Here is a 19,152-nt window from a genome sequence, read left to right as displayed (position 1 = left end):
CTCGCCGTCACCTGGGGACGCGACCTCGGACCCGTGCTGGTGCTCGCGGTGGCGCTGGCGCTGATCGGCGCGGTCCTGGCGGCGGTCCATCATGCGCAGGTGCTCGCCCGCCGGGTCGGCGAGCCGTTCGGGTCCCTGATCTTTGCCGTCGCGGTCACGGTCATCCAGGTGGGGCTGATCGTGGTCCTGATGATCTCCGGTGGCCCCTCGACGGCGTCCCTCGCACGAGACACCGTCTTCGCCGCCGTGATGATCACCCTCAACGGCATCGTCGGGCTCGCCCTGTTCGTCGGCGCAGGGCGCCATGGGGCCGTGCTGTTCAGCGCCAAGGGTACCGGCGCCGCCCTCGCAACCATCGTCTCGCTCATCACCCTTGCCCTGGTGCTGCCCACGTTCACCAGCAGCCCACCCAGTACCCAATTCCCCCCGACCCAACTCGCTTTCGCCGCGGTGGCCTCGCTCCTGCTGTACGAGATGTTCGCCCTGACCCAGACCGGATCCCATCGCCATGTCTTCCCCGCGGCCGTCGCGGAGAATCCGCCCACCGAGATCGGACGGAGTCCCCGACGACCGTCGGCTGCGATGGCCGGGCTGAGCCTGATCCTGCTGGTGGTGGCGTGGGGCGCGGTCGTGGGGTTGGCGAAGGTCGGGGCCCGCGGGATCGAGGGCGCAGTCAGGGACGGCGCACTGCCGCAATCACTGGTCGGCGTCGTCATCGCCCTCCTCGTGCTGGCGCCGAACACCCTCACCGCCGTGCGGGCAGCACAAAGAAACCAGGTTCAGGCCAGCCTGAATCTGGCACTCGGATCGGCGATGGCCAGCATCGGATTGACCATTCCCGCGGTCGCGGTCGCCTCGATCTGGCTGGACGGACCGCTCCTGCTCGGCCTCGGCCCGACGCAACTCGTGCTCCTCGCCCTCACCGTGGTGGTGGCTGTCCTGACGGTGGTCCCCGGCCGCGCTACCCGGCTACACGGCGGACTTCACCTGGCGCTGCTCACTGCCTATGTGGTCCTGTGCATTCACCCGTATCCGGGATCGGAGGTGCCGATGTGATGGAATTCGGCGGCCCGACCGCCGGCCTGCGCCGACGGCGTGCCGGTGAATCGAGGTAAGTGTGCTGGGACCCGGCGGGCGAACCCGCCCGTCGTTTCGGGTCGGAGGGTGGGAGCTTCACCGTCCGGCCGCGGGCGTCACGCGGAGCACCTGGTCACCGTCGCCGTTGTCGGTGGTGACGAGCAGCGACCCGTCGGGCTGGGCGGCGACCGTGCGGATGCGGCCGTATTTGCCGGCCAGTTCGGGTGGCGCGGCCTCGGCAACGACATGCGCACCGGTGGGGTCGAGTCGCAGAAACAGCACCTTGCGGCCTTTCTGGACGCCGACAGCGAGGGCTCCGTCCCAGTCCCCCCACTGCGCGCCGGTGACGAATGTGCCGCTGGCGGTGGCGATGGTGGCGGGTCCGGAACTCCAGACCGCCTCGATCGCCTCGGGTATGCGGTCGAGGTCGGTCATCGGCACGGATTCGTCGTAGAACCCGTCGCCGGTGTCCGGTTTCCATCCGTAGTTGCCGCCGGCGACGAGTCGGTTCACCTCGTCGTCGCGGTGGGTGCCCTGCTCGACGGAGTAGATGTCCCCGGTGCCCGGGCGCACTGTCAGCCCTTGGACGTTGCGGTGCCCGAGGGTGTAGACGGCGCTGTCGGGGAAGGGGTTGTCCGCCGGGGGTGACCCGGTGGCCGCGTCGATCCGTAACACCTTGCCGCCCAAGGAGTGGAGATCTTGTGGCGCCGCCGCTTGGGTGGCGTCTCCCGTGGAGATCCACAGCGTCCCGTCCTGGTGCGGGAGGAGTCGGCAGCCGCCGTGCCGGCCGCGGTCGCTGAGCTGCAGGCCGTCGATCAGCACGCCGGTGGGCGTCAGGGCGGTCCACTGGGCGTCTGCGGTCCACGATTGCACCCGGATGTCGGTGACCTCGCCCGCCGCATGGGTATGGCAGGTGTAGAGGGTGCGGGTGGTATCGAAGTCGGTGGCGAGGGCGATGCCCATCAGGCCCAGTTCGTGGTGGACGACGAGGTCGGGCAGATCCGCCGCCAGCACGGCGGTGGAGCCGTCCGGGTGTTTGACGACGAAGCGTCCGGAGCGCTCGCCGGTCAGCAGGGTGCCGTCCGGCGCGGCGACCACGTCCCAGGGGTGGTCGAGATCGTCGATTTCGGTGACGACGTCCAGTGCTGGAAGGGCGAGCGCACCGTCCGGTGCGGGTGCGCCGCATGCTGTCGCGGCCGTGCAGCAGGCAGCGCTCACCGCCGCCACCCACAACAGATGCCGATGTGGGTGTGTCGTCATGAGCGGTGTTCCCTTCCGTGCGGGACGAGTCTCCAGTCGGCATGAAGGCGACACGACCAGCGGGCTGCAGGCGTAAATCGTTGATGCACTGCGGAATCGGAAAGCCCATGTAGGTGCTTCATTGCGTCACCCAGCGTGGGCGGTAGTGTGCCGGCGTCGCCGACGGATCACCCACTTTTCGGCCTCGGCGACGAAGAACACCACGAGTCCCACGCCGAGGACCTTGACCCATTCGGTCGCCGTGAGCCCGGACGAGCCGAAGATTGCCTGCATGAACGGGGCGTAGGTGAACAGCACCTGCAGCACGATGCACGCGGTGATCGCGCCGAGCACGTATCTGTTGCCGAACAGCCCTTCCCGGTTCAGAACCGATGCTCTGATGTGCCGGCTGTTGATCAGGTAGAACATCTCGGTCACCACGATCGCATTGACCGCGATGGTGCGGGCCACCTCGACGGTGGTGCCGGATTCGAGTTCCCACAGGAACAACCCGAGCGCACCGGACATCATGAGCACCGACACCAGGGCCACCCGCCAGACAAAGAACCCGGACAGCAGCGACTCGGTCGGGGGGCGGGGCGGACGCCGCATCACGGAGGGTTCGGTGGGCTCGAACGCCAACGCCAACCCGAGCGTGCTGACCGTGGCCAGGTTGATCCACAACACCTGCGCCGGCGTCAGCGGCAACGTCAGTTGGAACAGGATCGCCGCGATCACCACCAACGCTTCGCCGCCGTTGGTGGGCAGCATGAACAGCACGAACTTCTTGAGGTTGTCGTAGACGCCGCGTCCTTCGCGGACCGCGGCGGCGATCGTCGCGAAGTTGTCGTCGACCAGCACCATGTCCGAGGCCTCCTTGGCGGCCTCGGTGCCGGTGCGGCCCATCGCCACCCCGACGTCGGCGCGGGTCAGGGCCGGGGAGTCGTTGACCCCGTCCCCGGTCATGGCGACGACCTGTCCACCGTCTTGGAGGGCCCGCACCAATCGCAGCTTGTGTTCGGGGCTGGCGCGGGCGAAGACGTCGGTCTCGGCGACGACGCGGCGCAGTGCCGGGTCATCGAGTTCGTCGATCTGCGCACCGGTCACGGGCCGCGTACCGGTGCCGAGGCCCATTTGCGCCCCGATCTCCGCGGCGGTGTCGGCGTGGTCGCCGGTGATCATCTTGACGGTGATGCCGGCCCGGTGGCAGTCCCGCACCGCGTCGATCGCTTCCTGCCGCGGGGGGTCGATGATTCCCACCAGCGCAAGCAGGGTGAATCCGTCCTCGGCGTCGGCGGCGTCGAGGATGCCGTCCGTGGAGGGGCGGTCCCGGTAGGCGAGGGCCAGAACCCGCAGTCCCTGCGCCGCGGTCTCGGTGGCGCGCCGCGGCCAGTGGGTGTGGTCGATGCGGACCGCTTCGCCGGCGTCGAGGTGATGCGTGCACGCCGCGAGGACCCGCTCGGGGGCGCCCTTGAGGTAGATCCGCTCATCCCCCGCGGTGTCGCCGGGATGCAGGGTTGCCATGAAGCGCCGCTCGGATTCGAACGGAACCGCGTCGAGCCGGGGCCACGACGCGTCCGCGGCCGCCCGGGACAGCCCGGCCTTGACACCGAGGACCAGCAGCGCAGCCTCGGTCGGGTCGCCGTCGATTTCCCACACGTCGTCGGCCTCATAGAGCGTGGCGTCGTTGCACAGCACTCCGGCCCGCACTGCCACCTGCAGGGCCGGGTCGGTGTCCGGGTCGATGACGACCCCGTCGTCTTCGGTGAGGTTGCCGACCGGGGCGTATCCGACCCCGCCGACGTCGATGGTGCGGTGCGCGATGACCACCTTCTGCACGGTCATCTCGTTGCGGGTCAGTGTGCCGGTCTTGTCCGAGCAGATCACCGTCACCGACCCGAGGGTCTCCACCGCCGGCAGCCGGCGGATCACCGCGTTGCGCCGCGCCATCCGCAGCACGCCCAGCGACAGGGTCACCGTCATGATCGCGGGCAGCCCTTCGGGGATGGCGGAGGCGGCGAGAGCGACGACGAGAGTGAACATCTCGGAGGGTGATTCGCCGCGCCAGACGATCCCGAGGAGGAATGTGCCCGCGGCGGCGGTGAGGATCACGACGGCCAGCCACCGGCCGAACCGGTCGATCTGCCGCAACAGCGGGGTGGTGGTCTTGGCGATGCCCGCAAGCAGCGCATTGATCCGGCCCAGTTCGGTGCCCGCCCCGGTGGCGGTGATGACGCCGTCGCCTTGTCCGAATACGGCCACCGTGCCGGCGTAGGCGGTGGATCGGCGGTCGGCCAGTTCGGTGTCGCGGTCCACCGGGTTCGAGGTCTTGTCGACGGGCACTGACTCCCCGGTGAGCGCGGCCTCGTCGATGCGGAGTTCGCGCACCCGGATCAACCGCACATCGGCCGGCACCCGGTCCCCCGAGACCAGGCGGACCACATCCCCGGGAACGAGGTCGGCGGCGAGGATCTCCACGATCCGCCCGTCCCGGTGCACACGAGCCCGGGGAGAGAGCATTGCGCGGATCGACTCGAGCGCGGATTCGGCTCGTCCCTCCTGGATGAAGCCGAGGATCGCGTTGATCACCACCGCCCCGAGCAGTACGGCAGTGTCCACCCAGTGTGCGAGGAATGCGGTGATTGCCGCGGCAGTCATCATGACGTACAGCAGCACGTTGTGGAACTGCCGCAGCAGCCGCCACCACCACCGGTCACTGCGCCCGGCAGGCAGCGTGTTGGGGCCGTGGACGGCCAAGCGCCGGGCGGCTTCCTCCGAGGTCAGACCGGTTGGTGTCGAATCGAGCAGGTCCAGCGTCCCCGGCGCTTCCAACGCATGCCATGGGGGATCCATTGCCTGCACCTCATTTTCGGTGGGGTGACCCGTCGCATACCGGCTCCTCAGGCCAGTCCTGTTGCGCTGCTGCATCTATCACGGATTCATGGGCGGAACCGCGGTTGCGGCCTCGCGTCGAATCCCTGTGACTCTCACACCGCTGGTGGGGTTGTGCAACGCTCCTGTGGGTGACTGGCCCGGGCTGATCGGCGACCGCTCGCGGGTGGACGGGTTCATCGTCACCCACACGAACGCACCGGCACAATCGGGTCCGACACCCATTTCTCGGGGTGCCGAACATGTAGCAGGGTTGACGACGGCACCCGCGATCCGGCGCAAAGGGGTGCCCCCACCGATTGACGCCGGGTTGACTCCAACGCAAGGCTGACCATAGAGGAAGCCGACGGTCACCCGAAGGGACCGGAGACGCGGGGCGCGGGCCGATGGACAGATCCTCAGCTCACACTGTGACCCCGTGCGGCCGAGCGATCACCCGTCTGCAGGGGGCACAGTGAACACGGCCCGGTTCCGGTACGACCCAGCCTGAAACGGGTGACAGGAGTGCGATGAAGACCAGGGCCATCGAGATCCACGACCTGCAACCCTGGTGGGTGACGGCCGCATTCGTCTGCGGATGTGTCGCGGTGCTCCTGATCTCGCCGATCCGTGTTCTCGTTGCCGCGACTCTCATCACCTTCGCCGGACTCCTCGCCTTCCACACCAACCGGTTCCGCCGCGCCCGTGCACGGGCAGCATCCTTCAGCGCCGGTTTAGCGATTCCTGCACTACCCCTGTCCGTACTCCACTTGGTCGACTCACTCTGACCAGCCGAACCAATCCTTACAGGAACCGTCGCCGGCTCGCCCGCGCAGCGGGTGCGTCCCCTTTCCGCCGGCGCCGACCACCAAGCCCTAATGTCCGATTTGCCCGATTTGGCTACACTGAAGGTCACCGCAGATCCACATCGCCTCCGAGGTGAAAGGACCATGGGTCACCGTCACAGACCCCGGCCGCTTCGAGGTAGGCGGCTGCGATGAACGACACGGTAGCCAATGCCGGACTGGTGCTGTTCTTCGTGCTGGTCGGCGGCGTGTTCGCGGCCACCGAGATCGCGTTGGTGTCGCTGCGCGAGGGCCAGATCCGGCGCCTCGAGCGCCGCGGTGGCCGCGGGATGCGGACCGCCGCCCTGGCCCGCGACCCGAACCGGTTCCTGTCCGCGGTGCAGATCGGCGTCACGGTGGCAGGGTTCCTGTCGGCCGCCTACGGCGCCTCCACCATCGCGCCCGCCCTGGCGCCGACCCTGGAGTCGTGGGGGATGCCGACCGGGCCTGCCTCGGCCACCGCGCTGGTCGGCACCACCCTGACGATCGCCTACCTGTCCCTGATCCTCGGCGAACTTGCCCCCAAACGCATTGCCCTGCAACGTGCGACCGGAGTCTCGCTGCTGACCGCGCCCGCGCTGGACCGCTTCGCCTCGGTGATGCGTCCGGTCATCTGGTTGCTGTCGGCCTCCACCGACCTGCTGGTCCGCATCCTGGGCGGCGACCCGAGGACCACGAACGAGGCGATCACCCACGACGAGTTGCGCGACCTCGTCATCGGGCATACCGCAATCGCCGAGAACGAGCGCCGCATCCACTCGGAGGTCTTCGACGCCGGCCAACGCTCCCTGTCCGAGGTCATGCGCCCGCGGACCGACGTCCGGTTCCTGTCCGCCGACACCCCGGTGGCACAGGCCGGGCGGCAGGCGCTCGAGTGGGGACACAGCCGATACCCCGTCATCGGGTCGTCCTTCGACGACGTCGTCGGATTCGTCCACCTCCGTGACCTGCTCCGCGCCGACCAGTCCGAGGTCATCACCGTGGCCGACGTGTGTCGGCCGGTCCTGCAACTGCCCGCCTCGAAACCGGCGCTGGCAGCACTGGCGGACATGCGGCAGAACAATCGTCAGATGACGATCGTCGTCGACGAATACGGCGGCACCGCAGGCATTGCCACCCTCGAGGACATTGTGGAAGAAATCGTCGGCGAGATCGGCGACGAGTACGACAACCCCACCGCCGCCGAACCGTCACCGCTGCCGCCTCACCGGCCCGTCGACGGGCTACTGATCGTCGAAGATTTCGAGGAGGCGACCGGCATCGCGCTGCCCGACGGCCCCTACGAGACGGTCGCCGGCTTCCTGCTCCACCGACTCCAGCGCGTCCCCCAGCTCGGTGACAGCATCACCTTCGACGGCCACATTCTCACCGTCAGCGCCCTCGACGGTCGCCGGATCTCCCGCATCCGGGTCACCACCGGGCATCGGATCCGCGGCGCACCGCCACCGGCCGTGCCGCGCTCGACCACAATCAGGGCTGATCAGGCGATCCGGGCTCGCGGCGACGGCCCGGGAAGATACTCCCACGATGAGCCCAACGCGCATGGGCGCGGGGCGAGATGGCAGCCGAACACCGTCACCTCGTAGGAAGTGAAGGTGGGTGCTGGAATCGACAGCCTCCAATGCCGAGCCTGCCGTCCTTGCCAGTGATCGTCGACCATCCGCTTCGCTCCCCGGAACCGACGTGCTGCTGCACGTCGTTACCTCGTCTCCGCGCTCAGGCAATCCTCGCCTGCGCCGACTGCGCACGACAGAACGGCAGAAACCGATTTCGTCATGTCCGGTCCGCGCGGACGGGGTCGTCGAACACCGGTTCCACAGTTGGGGCAGACGTGACTCCACACAGAGCTACGTCGCTGTGCGGAGTGACGGAACCCCGCTCGCCGCAATGAACCGGTCCGAATCTGAGATGGGTTGCCCACCAGCATGGGCGACAGAAGCCGTCTGGATCTAGAACGAACGCGGCAAGCTGACAATGGCCGGCGGTAGATCTCGGTGCTGTCGCAAACGTTGCGGAAGTGGACGGCACAGACCCCGATGGACCTGCGCGCGTTCGCGGTGCGCTCGGACACCAAGGTGTCCCGCTCGGTCGAGGCCGTGGTGCATTTACGATGTCGCGATCCCGGTCACCACCGATCCGGTCAAGCTCGCTGCGGAGATGGGGCACCGCAAACGCGCCAGGGGCTTGGTGGTCGTGTTCACCACCTACGGCTCCCTCCCCGTGGTCGCGGCCGCGGCCGCGCAGAAGATCGGGGTGGATTGTTCGACCTGGCGATCTGTGACAAGGGCATACTGCACCACTGGGGTGACGCTGTTCGGGGAGGACGAGTCGGACTTCGTCCGTCCATGACGCTGACTACCTGCACGCGGACCGCTGTCCCGTGTCCTAGCTCTGCTGACTGCCGTCAGTGGCAGTCGTCGACGGCAGGCGTATCGGCGAATCGTGCTGCGAGAAAATCGATCGCTCCCGAGGCCCCGGAGATCAGCATCGTGTTGTGGCTTCCGCCGGGGTAGCGGACGATCTCGACGGTACTCCCGGCAGCGCAGTATTGCCGGACGAATGCGTCGTGGACTGCGACGGGTACCAGCTCGTCCCCGTCCGCGTGATAGCTGTAGATCGGTGCGCTGACTTCTACTGCGGTAGGGCTGTTCTCAGCGAGTGCCGAACGCAGCGCCGGATGGTCGAACGGTCGAGGGTCGATCGTGAAGTCGTGCAACGACCGAAACGCATAGGTCGCGATCAGATCGACGGTGCACGCAGCACCGGTCGCGTGCATGGCCGCTCTGCCCTCAGCGGTGAAGAGTTCGCTCATCTGCTTCTCGGGGTATGCCCGATCGATACCGGTCACTCCGCCGAAGGTCAGTCCGAAACCGTACCCACCATCGACGTTCCGCATGGTCGCCTCAAGGTCGGCGGGTAACCCGCCCAGTGCAATACCGTTCAGACCCAGCTCGGGAGCGTGGGACTGCTGAAGTTCGGCGGCCCACGCCGTGGCGAAGGCGCCGCCGGAGTATCCCCACAGACCCGTCGGCGACTGCGTGTTCAGCCGGGCTGGTTCGAAATGCTGAGCGGCGCGGATCCCGTCGAGAACCGCGAAGCCGGCTTGCGGGCCGGCGAGGAACTCGGACTCCGGCCCCTCGTAGTCCGCGGTGACGACCGCCCATCCACGGGACAGCAGGTGCGCGATCATCAGTGACTCCGATGCGGCGTTCGAGGTCGCGGCCCCGAGGCCCGCCGTGAGTGCATACGACGGAGCGCACCGGGATCCGAGGCTGTCCTCCGCGGTCTGATAGGAGACCAGGGGCCGATGGCCGGCGTCCGTCCACGGTGTTCTAGGGACCAGAATCGTGGCGACGTCGGCCACCGGTTCGCGGTGGGAGTCGAGCGACTTGTACAGCAGCTGCCACGAATCGACCGGAAGGGGCACACTTAGCGCCGTCGCGGTCACCGGCCGCGACCGCAGGATCGTCCCCTCAAGCTGCGACTCGTAGCCGGTCGGAGCTTGATAGAACGGGTCCTCGGATGGTGCCGGTATCTCGGCCAGCGCAGGAGCGGCGACCGCCACCAAGCCAGCGCTCGAGAACGTCACCATGGCAAGACAGACGAGCCACGCCGCCATTCGCATGGAAATCATATTACTACCCAAATGGTACGACCGAAAGCATCATTTATCTGCCCGGATCCGTTCCCAGATCGCAACACCGTTGAGCGGGTCGAACAGATGACCTCAGCACACCCGAAATTGCAGTCGCGCAACGCCCAACACTGACCGTGGGAGCCGACGTCCCCCTGTACCGCGCATCGAAGTCGACGCACGGGCGGATCTGGAAGGTATTTCGCCACCCGCAAGCACGATCTGCGCGTGAGGTGAACTTCGCAGACGATCGTGATCGGCAAGCTGATGCCGGCGGAAACCAACGCGGTGCGCCCTTGCCCCCGGCGCGCGTCGACGCCACATCCTTGCCGCTGGGCAATTCCCCCACTCGCCCGGGTCGTGTGCGGCACTGCTTTCGAAAGCGCAAAGTGCCGTCCGGTCACTCATGGCGGCTCGAAGAAATCGCACATCGCACCGATTGTGATTGACATCACCCCTGTCGACACCTATCGTCCATTCCAATATGAGTATGCACCATTCGTATATAGGAACGTGATGCTGATGGCCGGGATGTCCCGAATAACCGCACTGCTTGTCGCTGCCGGACTTGCGACCGTCGGATGCGCCGAGATGCCGAAGTCCACCGCTGGGTACTACCCATCCGGGACAGTGCGGATCATCACACCGTTTGCCGCCGGCGGAATCTCTGACACCACCGCCCGTGTCGCGGCGAAATGTATGGAGGACGAATTGGGTGGGACGTTTATCGTCGAGAATCAGGACGGTGGTGGCGGAGCGATCGGGATGACGAGGGTCGCCAACGCCGAGCCGGACGGATACACACTCTCGGTGGTGTCGTTGTCGACCGCGGCACTGGTACCACTGGTTACCGATGGCGCTCAGTACGACGGATCCAGCTTCGATCCGATTTCCGGTATCACGCTTGCCCCCTCGGTGCTGGTGGTGAAGGGCGACAGCCCGTATCGCAACGGGGAGGAGGTGCTGGAGGCAGCCCAGCGGAAGGACGGTACGTTCTCGGTCGCCATGCCAGGCTCGATGGGCATCTTCGCCCTCGCTATCAACGGTGTCACCGAGGCCGGGGGCCCTCGTTTTACCAACGTCCCCTTCGTCAGCAACGATCAGTCCGCGGCCGCGGTGCTGGGCGGAAACGTTGACAGTGCCTACCTGAGTACGTCGCCGACGCTGCTCAAGCAGATCGAATCGGGAAATCTGCGAGCCCTGGTCACGGGGGCCGACGAGCGGATCGAATTCCTGCCCGAGGTACCGACATTCACCGAGTTGGGATACGGCGACCTACCTGACTCGACAGTCAACGTCACCCTGCTCTCCCCGGCCGGGATCGACGGTGAGGTGAAAACCACTTTGGCGCAGGCCATGGGATCGTGCCTGAAAGACCCGACGACTGCCGACGTGCTGGGAGAGGAATTCGTGCGCGACGACGACCCAGGCCCCGAAACGATTCGTGCAGAGATCAACTCGGCCGAAACCCAATGGCGAGAGGCGGTCCAGAAGTGAGCGACACGCTAGTTGTCGAGGAGTCCGCCGAGAAGAACGAGAGGGTTGTGGAGAATAGACGCCTCGCCCCCGCGGTCCTGACCGTTCTCGGCGTATTGGCGACAATCGAATCGGTGCGTCTCGGTCTCGGTGACCTGACCGAGCCGGGCCCCGGAGCTTGGCCCCTGCTGACCTCGGTGGGCGTGCTCGTTACGAGCGCCTGGTTGTTCATTACCGGGGTCGAGCGTTGCGAGAAGGTCATGATCAGCGACCTCGCTCGGGTGGCTGCCGCCATCGCCTCCGTCGCATTCTTCGTGGTGATGCTTCCGCTGGTGGGCATGCCCGTACCGGCTTTCGCGCTACTCGTGGTGTGGCTCCGGCTCTTCGGTGAGTCGTGGCGACTCACGCTGGTCACCGCGGCACTGGGAGTCGTCGCACTGCAGATCGTCTTCGTCGAATTGCTCGGCGTACCGTTCCCAATCGGGCCGCTGGCCCCCGGAAGGTAAGTCTCGTGGATTTCTCCGGCATTATCACCGGCGTCGAGACGACGCTGACTCCAATGAATTTGCTTTTCGTTCTGCTAGGTGTGCTGGCGGGCATGGTCATCGGCGTGATCCCGGGCCTCGGTCCCACGGCAACGATCGCGCTCCTGCTGCCGCTCACCTACAGCCTCGAGCCCGCGACGGCTGTGATTCTACTGGCGGGCATCTATTACGGTTCAATGTACGGCGGCACGATCACCTCCGTGTTGCTCCGCCTCCCCGGTGAGGCGGCGTCCGTGGTGACGACGTTCGACGGCTACCAGATGGCCCGCCAAGGGCGGGCCGGGCCTGCCCTCGGCATCGCCGCGATCGGGTCCTTCGTCGGCGGCTTGGTCGCCGTCGTCGGTCTTGTGCTGCTGGCGCCGGTCCTGGCCTCCTTCGCGCTGAAGTTCGGGCCGCCCGAGTTCGCTGTCGTGGCGCTTCTGGGCATTGTGTTGGCGGCGTATCTCGCGTCGCGGCGCTTCGCGGCGGCCCTGTTAATGGCCTTCTGCGGGCTGCTGCTGGCCACCGTGGGGCAGGATTCGATCGAGGGCAGTGCGCGCTTCACGTTCGACAGCCTCGAGTTGCTCAACGGACTGGACTTCGTCGCGGTCGCTATGGGGCTCTTCGGGCTCGGCGAGCTGTTGTACACCCTCGAGCGCTCGCGCCAGCCTGCCGGCACCGTCGCCCGTGTCGGCCATGTGCTCCCGTCGCGAGCCGAGCTGCGCCAGTCCAGGGGACCGATCGCCCGTGGCAGCCTGATCGGGTTCGTTCTCGGGCTGGTACCCGGTGGTGGTGGCATGGTGGCCTCGCTCGCGTCGTACGCGACAGAGAAGCGGCGGTCGAAGAATCCGGAACGCTTCGGCCGCGGCGCCATCGAGGGCGTCGCCGGCCCCGAGACCGCCAACAACGCGGGTTCGCAGTCGTCCTTCATCCCCTTGCTCACCCTGGGCCTGCCACCGAACCCCGTGCTCGCATTGATTCTGGGCGCGTTGCTCATTCAGGGCGTGACCCCCGGGCCTCAGCTGATGAACGAGCACCCCGACATCTTCTGGGGAGTAATCGCCTCGATGGTCGTCGGCAACGTGATTCTGCTGGTGCTGAATCTGCCGCTGGTGCGGGTATTCATCCGAATTCTCGACGTACGCGTCGCGATCCTCGTCGCCCTCGCCGTCGTGGTCACCATGCTCGGGGTCTTCAGCATCAACAACAGCATCTTCGACCTGTGGGTGGTGCTCGTCTTCGGTGTCCTCGGGTACGCCATGCGCAAGCTCGGCTTCGAGCCCGGCCCGCTGGTGCTCGCCTTCGTTCTCGGAGTGCTGCTCGAGCCCGCCATTCGCCAAACGCTGCTCATCAGCGGCGGCGACGTCACCGTCTTCGTCACCCGACCGATCTCCGGCACCATGCTGGCCTTCGCGGTCGTGTTCATCGGGGTGATGGCCGCGCGTTCCTTGCGCGCGCGCCGTACCCGACATGTAACCGACCGCCAACCCGAAAAGGCAACCCAATGACCCAGACTGTTTCCACTACCACCATTCCCACCACACAGGCGAAGCAAGAGAATCTACCGCTGACAGGCGTCACCGTCGTCGCACTCGAGCATGCCGTCGCCGTACCCATCGCCACCCGGCAGCTCGCCGATCTCGGGGCGCGGGTGATCAAGGTCGAGCGAATCGACGGTGGCGACTTCGCCCGCGGATACGACGCCGCCGTGGCCGGCGAGATGTCCAGTGTGTTCCTGTGGACGGGCCGCGGCAAGGAATCACTGGCGCTCGACCTCAAATCGCCCGAGGGCCGCCAAATCATGCTGGAGTTACTCGCGTCCGCCGACGTCTTCATGCAGAACATGAGCCCCGGGGCCGTCGAGCGGCTCGGCCTGGGTGCCGACGAGCTGACCCACCACAACCCGCGCCTGATCGTGGTGTCCAACTCCGGGTATGGCACGCCAGGCCCCTATGCCGGCAAGCGTGCCTACGATGCCCTGGTACAAGCGGAGTCCGGAGCCGTAGCCGTCACCGGCACCAAGGACCTGATGGTCAAACCCGGCTTCTCGGCCGCCGACGTCGCCAGCGGCATGTACATGACCTCGGCGGCGATGATGGGCCTGTTCCAACGCGAGCGCACCGGATCGGGAACCGTGGTCGACGTCGCGATGATCGACGCAATGACCGACTTCATCGCCAACCACATCTACTACGCCCAGCACCACGGCAGCCCAGCCGAGCGGATCAGCCTCGGCCACCCCTCGCTGGTGCCCTACGGCGAGTACGCCACACAAGACACCCCGGTGGTCATCGGCATCCAGAACGACCGCGAGTGGGCGCGCTTCGCCGAGCACGTGATGGGACGCCGGGACCTGGTCTCCGACCAGCGGTACGCCACCAACGTGGCCCGGGCAGGGCGCCGCGACGAGGTCGACGCGCTGGTCGCCGACACGTGCCGGAGATTAACCGCCGGCGAGCTCACCGAGCTGCTCGATCAGATAGGGATCGCCTGCGCCCGCGTCAACGATCTCGCGGTGGTGGCCGAGCACCCGCAGTTGGTGGAGCGGGGCCGGTGGGTCGAAACACCCACGCCCGTCGGGCCTGTGCCGACCCTGCGCCAGGTGATCACCGAGCGCGGTAAGGAGTACCCGGTGCGCCCGGTACCGGCCCTGGGGCAGCACTCGCGGCAACTGCTTGCCGAGCTCGGCCACGACGAGAAGAAGATTGACGATTTCCTTCGCCGCGGAATCGTGGCGACCGCCGACGCCGACCTGTTTGCTGGAGCGTCCGCTCCCGCAGGGGACAGATAGACTCGCCGTCTAAATCACGGGCCCGACAGGATGACACAGGAGGGGTGGGTATGGCCGACAGCGAGGGACACCGAGCAGTCTCCCGGGCGCTGCACGCGCTGGAACTCGCGGCGGCGTCCAAGGACGGAATTACTCTGGGCGAGCTGGCACACCAGATGGGAGCCGCCAAGTCATCACTCCACCCACTGCTCAAAGCGCTGGTCTTCCGCGGCTATCTCACATACGACGGGTCGCGCTACCGTACCGGCCCGTCTATCGGCGCCCTCGCCGCTGTCGACAGCCCGTCGATCGTGCCGATCGCGCAGCCCTTCATGGACGACCTTGTGCGGCAGTTCGACGAGACGGTCATGTTGGGTCGCGTGGTCGGTGAGACCCTCATCTATCTGCACAATGTGGAGTCCAATCAAGTTGTGAGGTATTCCCCGCCACGAGTTCGTCCTCCCAGCGACCACCCGTCGTCCATCGAGAAGCTCTACCTCGCCCAGCGTGATGACGAGCAGATCGACCTCTACATCGGCGAGCACATTCACCCGTCGAAGCAAGAGGGCTTGCGCGCCGAAATCATCGAAGCCCGGGCCACCGGCGTTGCCTTCAACCACGGTGACACCTTCCCCGACCTCAGCGCCGTCGCCTCAGGCATTGTTGTTGGTAAGAGTCTCGCGGCATGCCTGGCCATCGGCGGGCCCAGCCGACGCATCGAAAGCCGATTGGACGAGCTGGCGTCCGCCACAACTTACGCCGCCAACAGTATCGCCAAGTTGCTACTCCGGTGAGCCGCGAACTTCCCGAGTACTACAGCACCGCCGCCTGCCTACATCACCCACAGCTGGTGGCGTCGGCACTGGTGGGATCCGGACTGGCGACGATCGGAACCGGTCTCCGTCCAGTCCGGCCGGATGCGGCGCACCAAGCCCGTAGCTTGAACCAATTCGGGCGGTGGCGTCGCGCATTCTCCGCGGCGCCGAGTGGACCTGCACCCATCGCTCTATAGGAGGGATGCCCGTTGAATCCGGCCAGTCCAACCCGCGAGTGATCGAGCGCCGCGACCTTTCCCCAGCCTGCGCTCACACTGCTCCCCGAAACCGCTGATCTCACCATCGCCACCGGTCGGTGAAGGTGCCTATCATCGAAGTCGTCGAGCGTGGAGCATCACATCAAGCGATAGTCGGTCTCTGCACCCTCGCGTGGCAGTAGCCTCTGGCCGGTGAGTGCTTCAACAACACCGGCGATATCAGTGACGGACAGTTGTCGGACCGCGGGAGGCGTCGTGCGCCGATCGAATCGGCGGCTACGGGCTACTTCAGGCGTCATCAGGTTTGCGCCTCTCCGGTCGAGTGGTGATGCGTAAATCCAGAATATGCGACCCACGGCAACCCCTGGGTTACGTCGAAGTGAGGTCCATGTGACCGCTCCGAGCATGGCAACACACCCCGGACAGTCCCAATCCAGCATCGGAGCAGCTTGCGCTTCGGCTACCACGAGAACGTTCGATGTGCATGGCGCCTCAGTTGCATATCTGGCGAGGGGTAGAACGCGATCATCAACGGCGACTTGCCCGGCCAGTTCATATGGAATGCGACGACGTCGTCGCATTCCTTACGGTCCGACTTCAAGCTCGGCGACCGCCAATTGGTCGACGACACATTCGGTAGCGTCCACATGGCCGCACGCCGAGCCCGTGGACCCGCAACTACGGCCCGAGCCAGCAGCAGGACGAGTCCCAGCGCCGGGGGCCGCGTTCTCCGACGAGATCAGTCGTGATCGGGGCGCCGCCCGGAAGAAGATCGAGGTCGACGAGCACTCCCAGTCCGGCACCATCTTGGAGGCCCTAGCGATGCTGCGGCCGGCCTTCGAGGAGAACTTCTTGGTCGATCCCGCTGCAGACGCTGCCCTGGGTCGATGTGGTTCCCCTCCCCAGCCACACTCAGGCGGCCGCGACCGCCTTCGCAACGGGCGCGCCATCCGGCTCGGGCGTAGCAAACGGCCGCGGAAGGAACTTGCTCGCGCCGTTCACCGCCAGAGTGCACAACGTAATGGTGAGTAGGGTTGCTGCCCAGACTATTCCGCTTGAGAACTCGGACTCGCCGAGATGTAGGGCAATGATAATTGGTGCACCGAGGCCGAAGTTCGCACCGAACATTGTGACGGGGAAGACCGCCAAGAGGCCGACGAGGCCCCACGCGGTCGACACCCGCCGCCAGAGCTGCACCGCCAGTACAGTAAACAGCACTACCTGGGTTCCCTCAAGCACGCCGATGACCAACGGATAGTTCCAGATCCGCAACTCGTACGGACCGTAATAGGTATAAACATTTGTGCCGGTACCGATGACCTCGAATACGCACGACGTGATGATCTCGGCACCCCAGATCAGGAACAGATGCTTGCGCCGGAGGCTTCCCTCGTACATGCGACGGCCAGCGTAGAGGCAGGCGCTCGCGTACAGGATGATGTAGCCGCTATGCGACCAGTTCGGCTGAACGACCCCGAATGCAGTGAAGTGGGAGTACATCGCTCCCGGCTCGCCGTTGTGGACATCGTAGAACCAGAGATCGAAAGCGACATCGTAGAGCGGTTCAGCGAAGGCCGCGATACCGGCCGCCAGGCATGCCAGCAGATAGAAGGGAGTCCGCTGCCGGACGCACATTCGGAAGGCAATGGCCAGCATAACGGCAACTATGGCCCAACTCAGCCAGGTGAAAATACTCTGCCACATCATGTCGAGTTCATGCTGCATGACCTCGGATGGCATGCGCCCCATAGCTGCTCCTAGTCCAACATCTTTGTACGAATCGCCACTGCCTGGCCGGTGTAGGCCAATGATCCTTTGAGGCTAGGTCCGCCACCCCATGGCGCGCGTCTCCCCAGGGGGGTACGGGAATCACACTTTGGGGGTAGGCGTCGGGGGAAAGCCACACTGCCGGCCATCTCGACCGGGAGCGAAAAATCGACGAGAAAGGAACGCTTCGCCAGCGAACGGCTTTCGGGCCGGACAGTCCCAGAGTTAGAGTCAGCCCCCATGAGTGATAAACGAATTCGTCTCAGCGTGAGCGACAGCGGTGTAGCGACTGTCACGATGGTCCGTGCCGAGAAGCACAATGCGTTGGACAAGGCTATGTTCGAGGGATTGCTCGAAGCCGCAGGTCACCTCGCTACCGATCGCACAGTGAGAGCGGTTGTTCTTCACGGCGAAGGGCGCAGCTTCTGCTCAGGTTTGGACATTTCAAGTTTCATTGCTGACTCAGCGGGAGGCATCGACGCCCTGTTCGTCCGGGAGCATGGGAGACCTGCCAATTTCGCGCAGCGCGCGGCGCACGACTGGTCGGGAGTTCCGGTGCCGGTGATCGCCGCGATCACCGGAAACTGCTTCGGTGGCGGTATGCAGATCGCGCTCGGCGCCGACATCCGAATCGCTGCGCCCGACGCCCGGTTGTCCCTCATGGAGGTCAAGTGGGGGCTGGTCCCGGACATGGCAATCACTCAGTCCTTACCACGTGTTATGCGCATCGACGTGGCGAAGGAACTCACTTTCACCGGACGAATCGTATCGGGCCTGGAGGCGAGTTCGTTGGGATTGGTTACTCGCACGGCCAAGGACCCGCTCAGTGCAGCACTCGAATTGGCTGATGACATCGCCGAGAAATCGCCAGATGCGATCCGGGCGGCCAAGCGCCTCTACGACGAGGGCTGGAACAACGGCGACACAGCGGAGGCGCTGGCCCTCGAATCCCGGCTTCAATTGGGACTTCTGGGTTCACCAAATCAGGTCGCCGCGGTCGCTGCCGGCGTCTCCGGGCGCGCCCCCTCGTTCATCGACCCGGTATGAATCATGTTCTATTCACGCTTGATCCGCGCTTCGGGCGGTTGTCGGAGCCCCGATCTAGTCCGGTCTGTACCCCACCGCGTTCAATGCAATGGCACCATATCTCTGCGCAACGGCCTGATATTTGGGCGGACACTCGACGTACCAGCGGGGAATGGCATCACACATGTCGAGCAATGCCCTTGTGGTGAGCACGGGATCCGATACGGTGAAAAGGCCCCGGCGGCGCCCCTCTCGTACGATCCCGAGCAGCAGACGTTCGACCCCTGTTCGCACACGCTCAAAGCGGTCGCGATTCGGTGCGCTGAGGAACCGGATATCGGGCTCCAACGCCACCATCCGCGGGCTGATGAGGGTCCGGAGAAGTATCGATTCGACCACATAGGCCAGTCGGACCTCCGGCTTGTCCCCGCCCTCGTCCCGCGCGGCGTACGCGCGCGCGAGGAAATCCTTGGTCGCACTCTCGAGCAGTGCCGTGAAGATGCCTTCCTTGTTCCCGTGATAGTAGTACAGCGTGGGCATCGTCACGCCGGCGCGTTGAGAAATATCTCGCACCGTCGTACCACGAAAACCCTTTTCGTAGAAGGCATCCAGGGCCCCGCGAAGAATCGGTGACAATTCTGGTTGCGCCACATATCGCCAATCCGGTTCGTCGAGTACCGCCGTTGCCTCGTCGAATACTGCTGACGGTACTCGCCGCCGTGAATCCATGGTCCTGCCTGTGTCGCTCGTCCGTCGATCTGGGCTGTCGCAGTTTCCTACAGTGGGGGGAGGTGACCTCTGACGAGCAACCACGCAATCGCGGTCACGAGATTCTGGATCGGGTCTACCAGGTCGATGATCATGTGCTCTCTCTTCTTCGGGGGTTGATC

The 19,152-nt window shown here is 65.7% G+C and carries 14 protein-coding genes and 1 pseudogene; 10 read left to right on the top strand and 5 right to left on the bottom strand.

The window, feature by feature from the left end:
- Positions 1-1,056 (top strand): calcium:cation antiporter (locus ACNJ7E_RS02605; RefSeq protein ID WP_418339020.1); only part of this gene is annotated, 1,056 nt, incomplete at its 5' end.
- A 117-nt stretch (positions 1,057-1,173) separates the two neighbouring features.
- On the opposite strand, the gene ACNJ7E_RS02600 is transcribed toward ACNJ7E_RS02605, so the two are convergent.
- A complete protein-coding gene (locus tag ACNJ7E_RS02600) occupies positions 1,174-2,337 on the bottom strand; it encodes a PQQ-dependent sugar dehydrogenase (protein WP_072950237.1) in 1,164 nt (387 codons plus the stop codon).
- Between the two features lie 126 nt (positions 2,338-2,463).
- Positions 2,464-5,169 carry a cation-transporting P-type ATPase gene (locus ACNJ7E_RS02595; protein ID WP_074933580.1) on the bottom strand — a complete coding sequence of 902 codons (2,706 nt, stop codon included), beginning with the start codon at positions 5,167-5,169 and terminating at the stop codon, positions 2,464-2,466.
- 548 nt (positions 5,170-5,717) lie between these two features.
- Between ACNJ7E_RS02595 and ACNJ7E_RS02590 the strand changes: the two genes are divergently transcribed.
- The 3 genes and pseudogenes from ACNJ7E_RS02590 to ACNJ7E_RS02580 all read left to right on the top strand — a co-directional run.
- A complete protein-coding gene (locus tag ACNJ7E_RS02590) occupies positions 5,718-5,975 on the top strand; it encodes a hypothetical protein (RefSeq protein ID WP_072949404.1) in 258 nt (85 codons plus the stop codon).
- A gap of 209 nt (positions 5,976-6,184) precedes the next feature.
- Positions 6,185-7,618, top strand: a complete 1,434-nt coding sequence (locus ACNJ7E_RS02585; RefSeq protein WP_143051329.1) for a hemolysin family protein — start codon at positions 6,185-6,187, stop codon at positions 7,616-7,618.
- Positions 7,619-8,020: 402 nt separating this feature from the next.
- Positions 8,021-8,406, top strand: a pseudogene (locus ACNJ7E_RS02580) (hypothetical protein); the annotation flags it as partial.
- A 30-nt stretch (positions 8,407-8,436) separates the two neighbouring features.
- On the opposite strand, the gene ACNJ7E_RS02575 reads toward ACNJ7E_RS02580, so the two are convergent.
- The gene (locus tag ACNJ7E_RS02575) at positions 8,437-9,666 is read right to left on the bottom strand and encodes a lipase family protein (RefSeq protein ID WP_418339018.1); all 1,230 of its coding nucleotides are present in this window, start codon (positions 9,664-9,666) and stop codon (positions 8,437-8,439) included.
- 252 nt (positions 9,667-9,918) lie between these two features.
- Between ACNJ7E_RS02575 and ACNJ7E_RS02570 the strand changes: the two genes are divergently transcribed.
- The 5 genes from ACNJ7E_RS02570 to ACNJ7E_RS02550 are packed head-to-tail and all read left to right on the top strand — an operon-like array spanning position 9,919 to position 15,230.
- Positions 9,919-11,163 (top strand): tripartite tricarboxylate transporter substrate binding protein, encoded by a 1,245-nt coding sequence (locus tag ACNJ7E_RS02570; RefSeq protein WP_244163480.1) that lies wholly within the window; start codon positions 9,919-9,921, stop codon positions 11,161-11,163.
- Complete coding sequence (locus ACNJ7E_RS02565) at positions 11,160-11,648, top strand: tripartite tricarboxylate transporter TctB family protein (RefSeq protein WP_072949399.1); 489 nt, start codon at positions 11,160-11,162, stop codon at positions 11,646-11,648. The genes ACNJ7E_RS02570 and ACNJ7E_RS02565 overlap by 4 nt, the downstream gene beginning before the upstream one ends.
- Before the next feature lie 53 nt (positions 11,649-11,701).
- Positions 11,702-13,174: a tripartite tricarboxylate transporter permease gene (locus ACNJ7E_RS02560; RefSeq protein ID WP_072949408.1), complete on the top strand. Its 1,473-nt coding sequence runs from the start codon at positions 11,702-11,704 to the stop codon at positions 13,172-13,174.
- Complete coding sequence (locus tag ACNJ7E_RS02555; protein ID WP_072949398.1) at positions 13,171-14,457, top strand: CaiB/BaiF CoA transferase family protein; 1,287 nt, start codon at positions 13,171-13,173, stop codon at positions 14,455-14,457. The genes ACNJ7E_RS02560 and ACNJ7E_RS02555 overlap by 4 nt, the downstream gene beginning before the upstream one ends.
- A 50-nt stretch (positions 14,458-14,507) precedes the next feature.
- Entirely contained in the window at positions 14,508-15,230 is a 723-nt protein-coding gene (locus tag ACNJ7E_RS02550; protein ID WP_072949396.1) for an IclR family transcriptional regulator, read from the top strand.
- 1,151 nt (positions 15,231-16,381) lie between these two features.
- Here the strand turns inward: ACNJ7E_RS02550 and ACNJ7E_RS02545 are convergent.
- Complete coding sequence (locus ACNJ7E_RS02545) at positions 16,382-17,218, bottom strand: hypothetical protein (protein ID WP_418339015.1); 837 nt, start codon at positions 17,216-17,218, stop codon at positions 16,382-16,384.
- Between the two features lie 258 nt (positions 17,219-17,476).
- On the opposite strand from ACNJ7E_RS02545, the gene ACNJ7E_RS02540 reads away from it, so the two are divergent.
- The gene (locus ACNJ7E_RS02540; protein ID WP_418339013.1) at positions 17,477-18,283 is read left to right on the top strand and encodes a crotonase/enoyl-CoA hydratase family protein; all 807 of its coding nucleotides are present in this window, start codon (positions 17,477-17,479) and stop codon (positions 18,281-18,283) included.
- Positions 18,284-18,337: 54 nt separating this feature from the next.
- Here the strand turns inward: ACNJ7E_RS02540 and ACNJ7E_RS02535 are convergent, their stop codons facing one another.
- Positions 18,338-18,991 (bottom strand): TetR/AcrR family transcriptional regulator, encoded by a 654-nt coding sequence (locus tag ACNJ7E_RS02535; RefSeq protein ID WP_418339011.1) that lies wholly within the window; start codon positions 18,989-18,991, stop codon positions 18,338-18,340.
- Positions 18,992-19,152 lie beyond the last annotated feature (161 nt).

Origin of the sequence: Rhodococcus mengyinensis, from assembly GCF_048381435.1 — a bacterium.
In the GTDB taxonomy this organism is placed as follows: domain Bacteria; phylum Actinomycetota; class Actinomycetes; order Mycobacteriales; family Mycobacteriaceae; genus Rhodococcus_F; species Rhodococcus_F opacus_D.
This window is presented reverse-complemented; position numbering and strand designations above follow the sequence as displayed.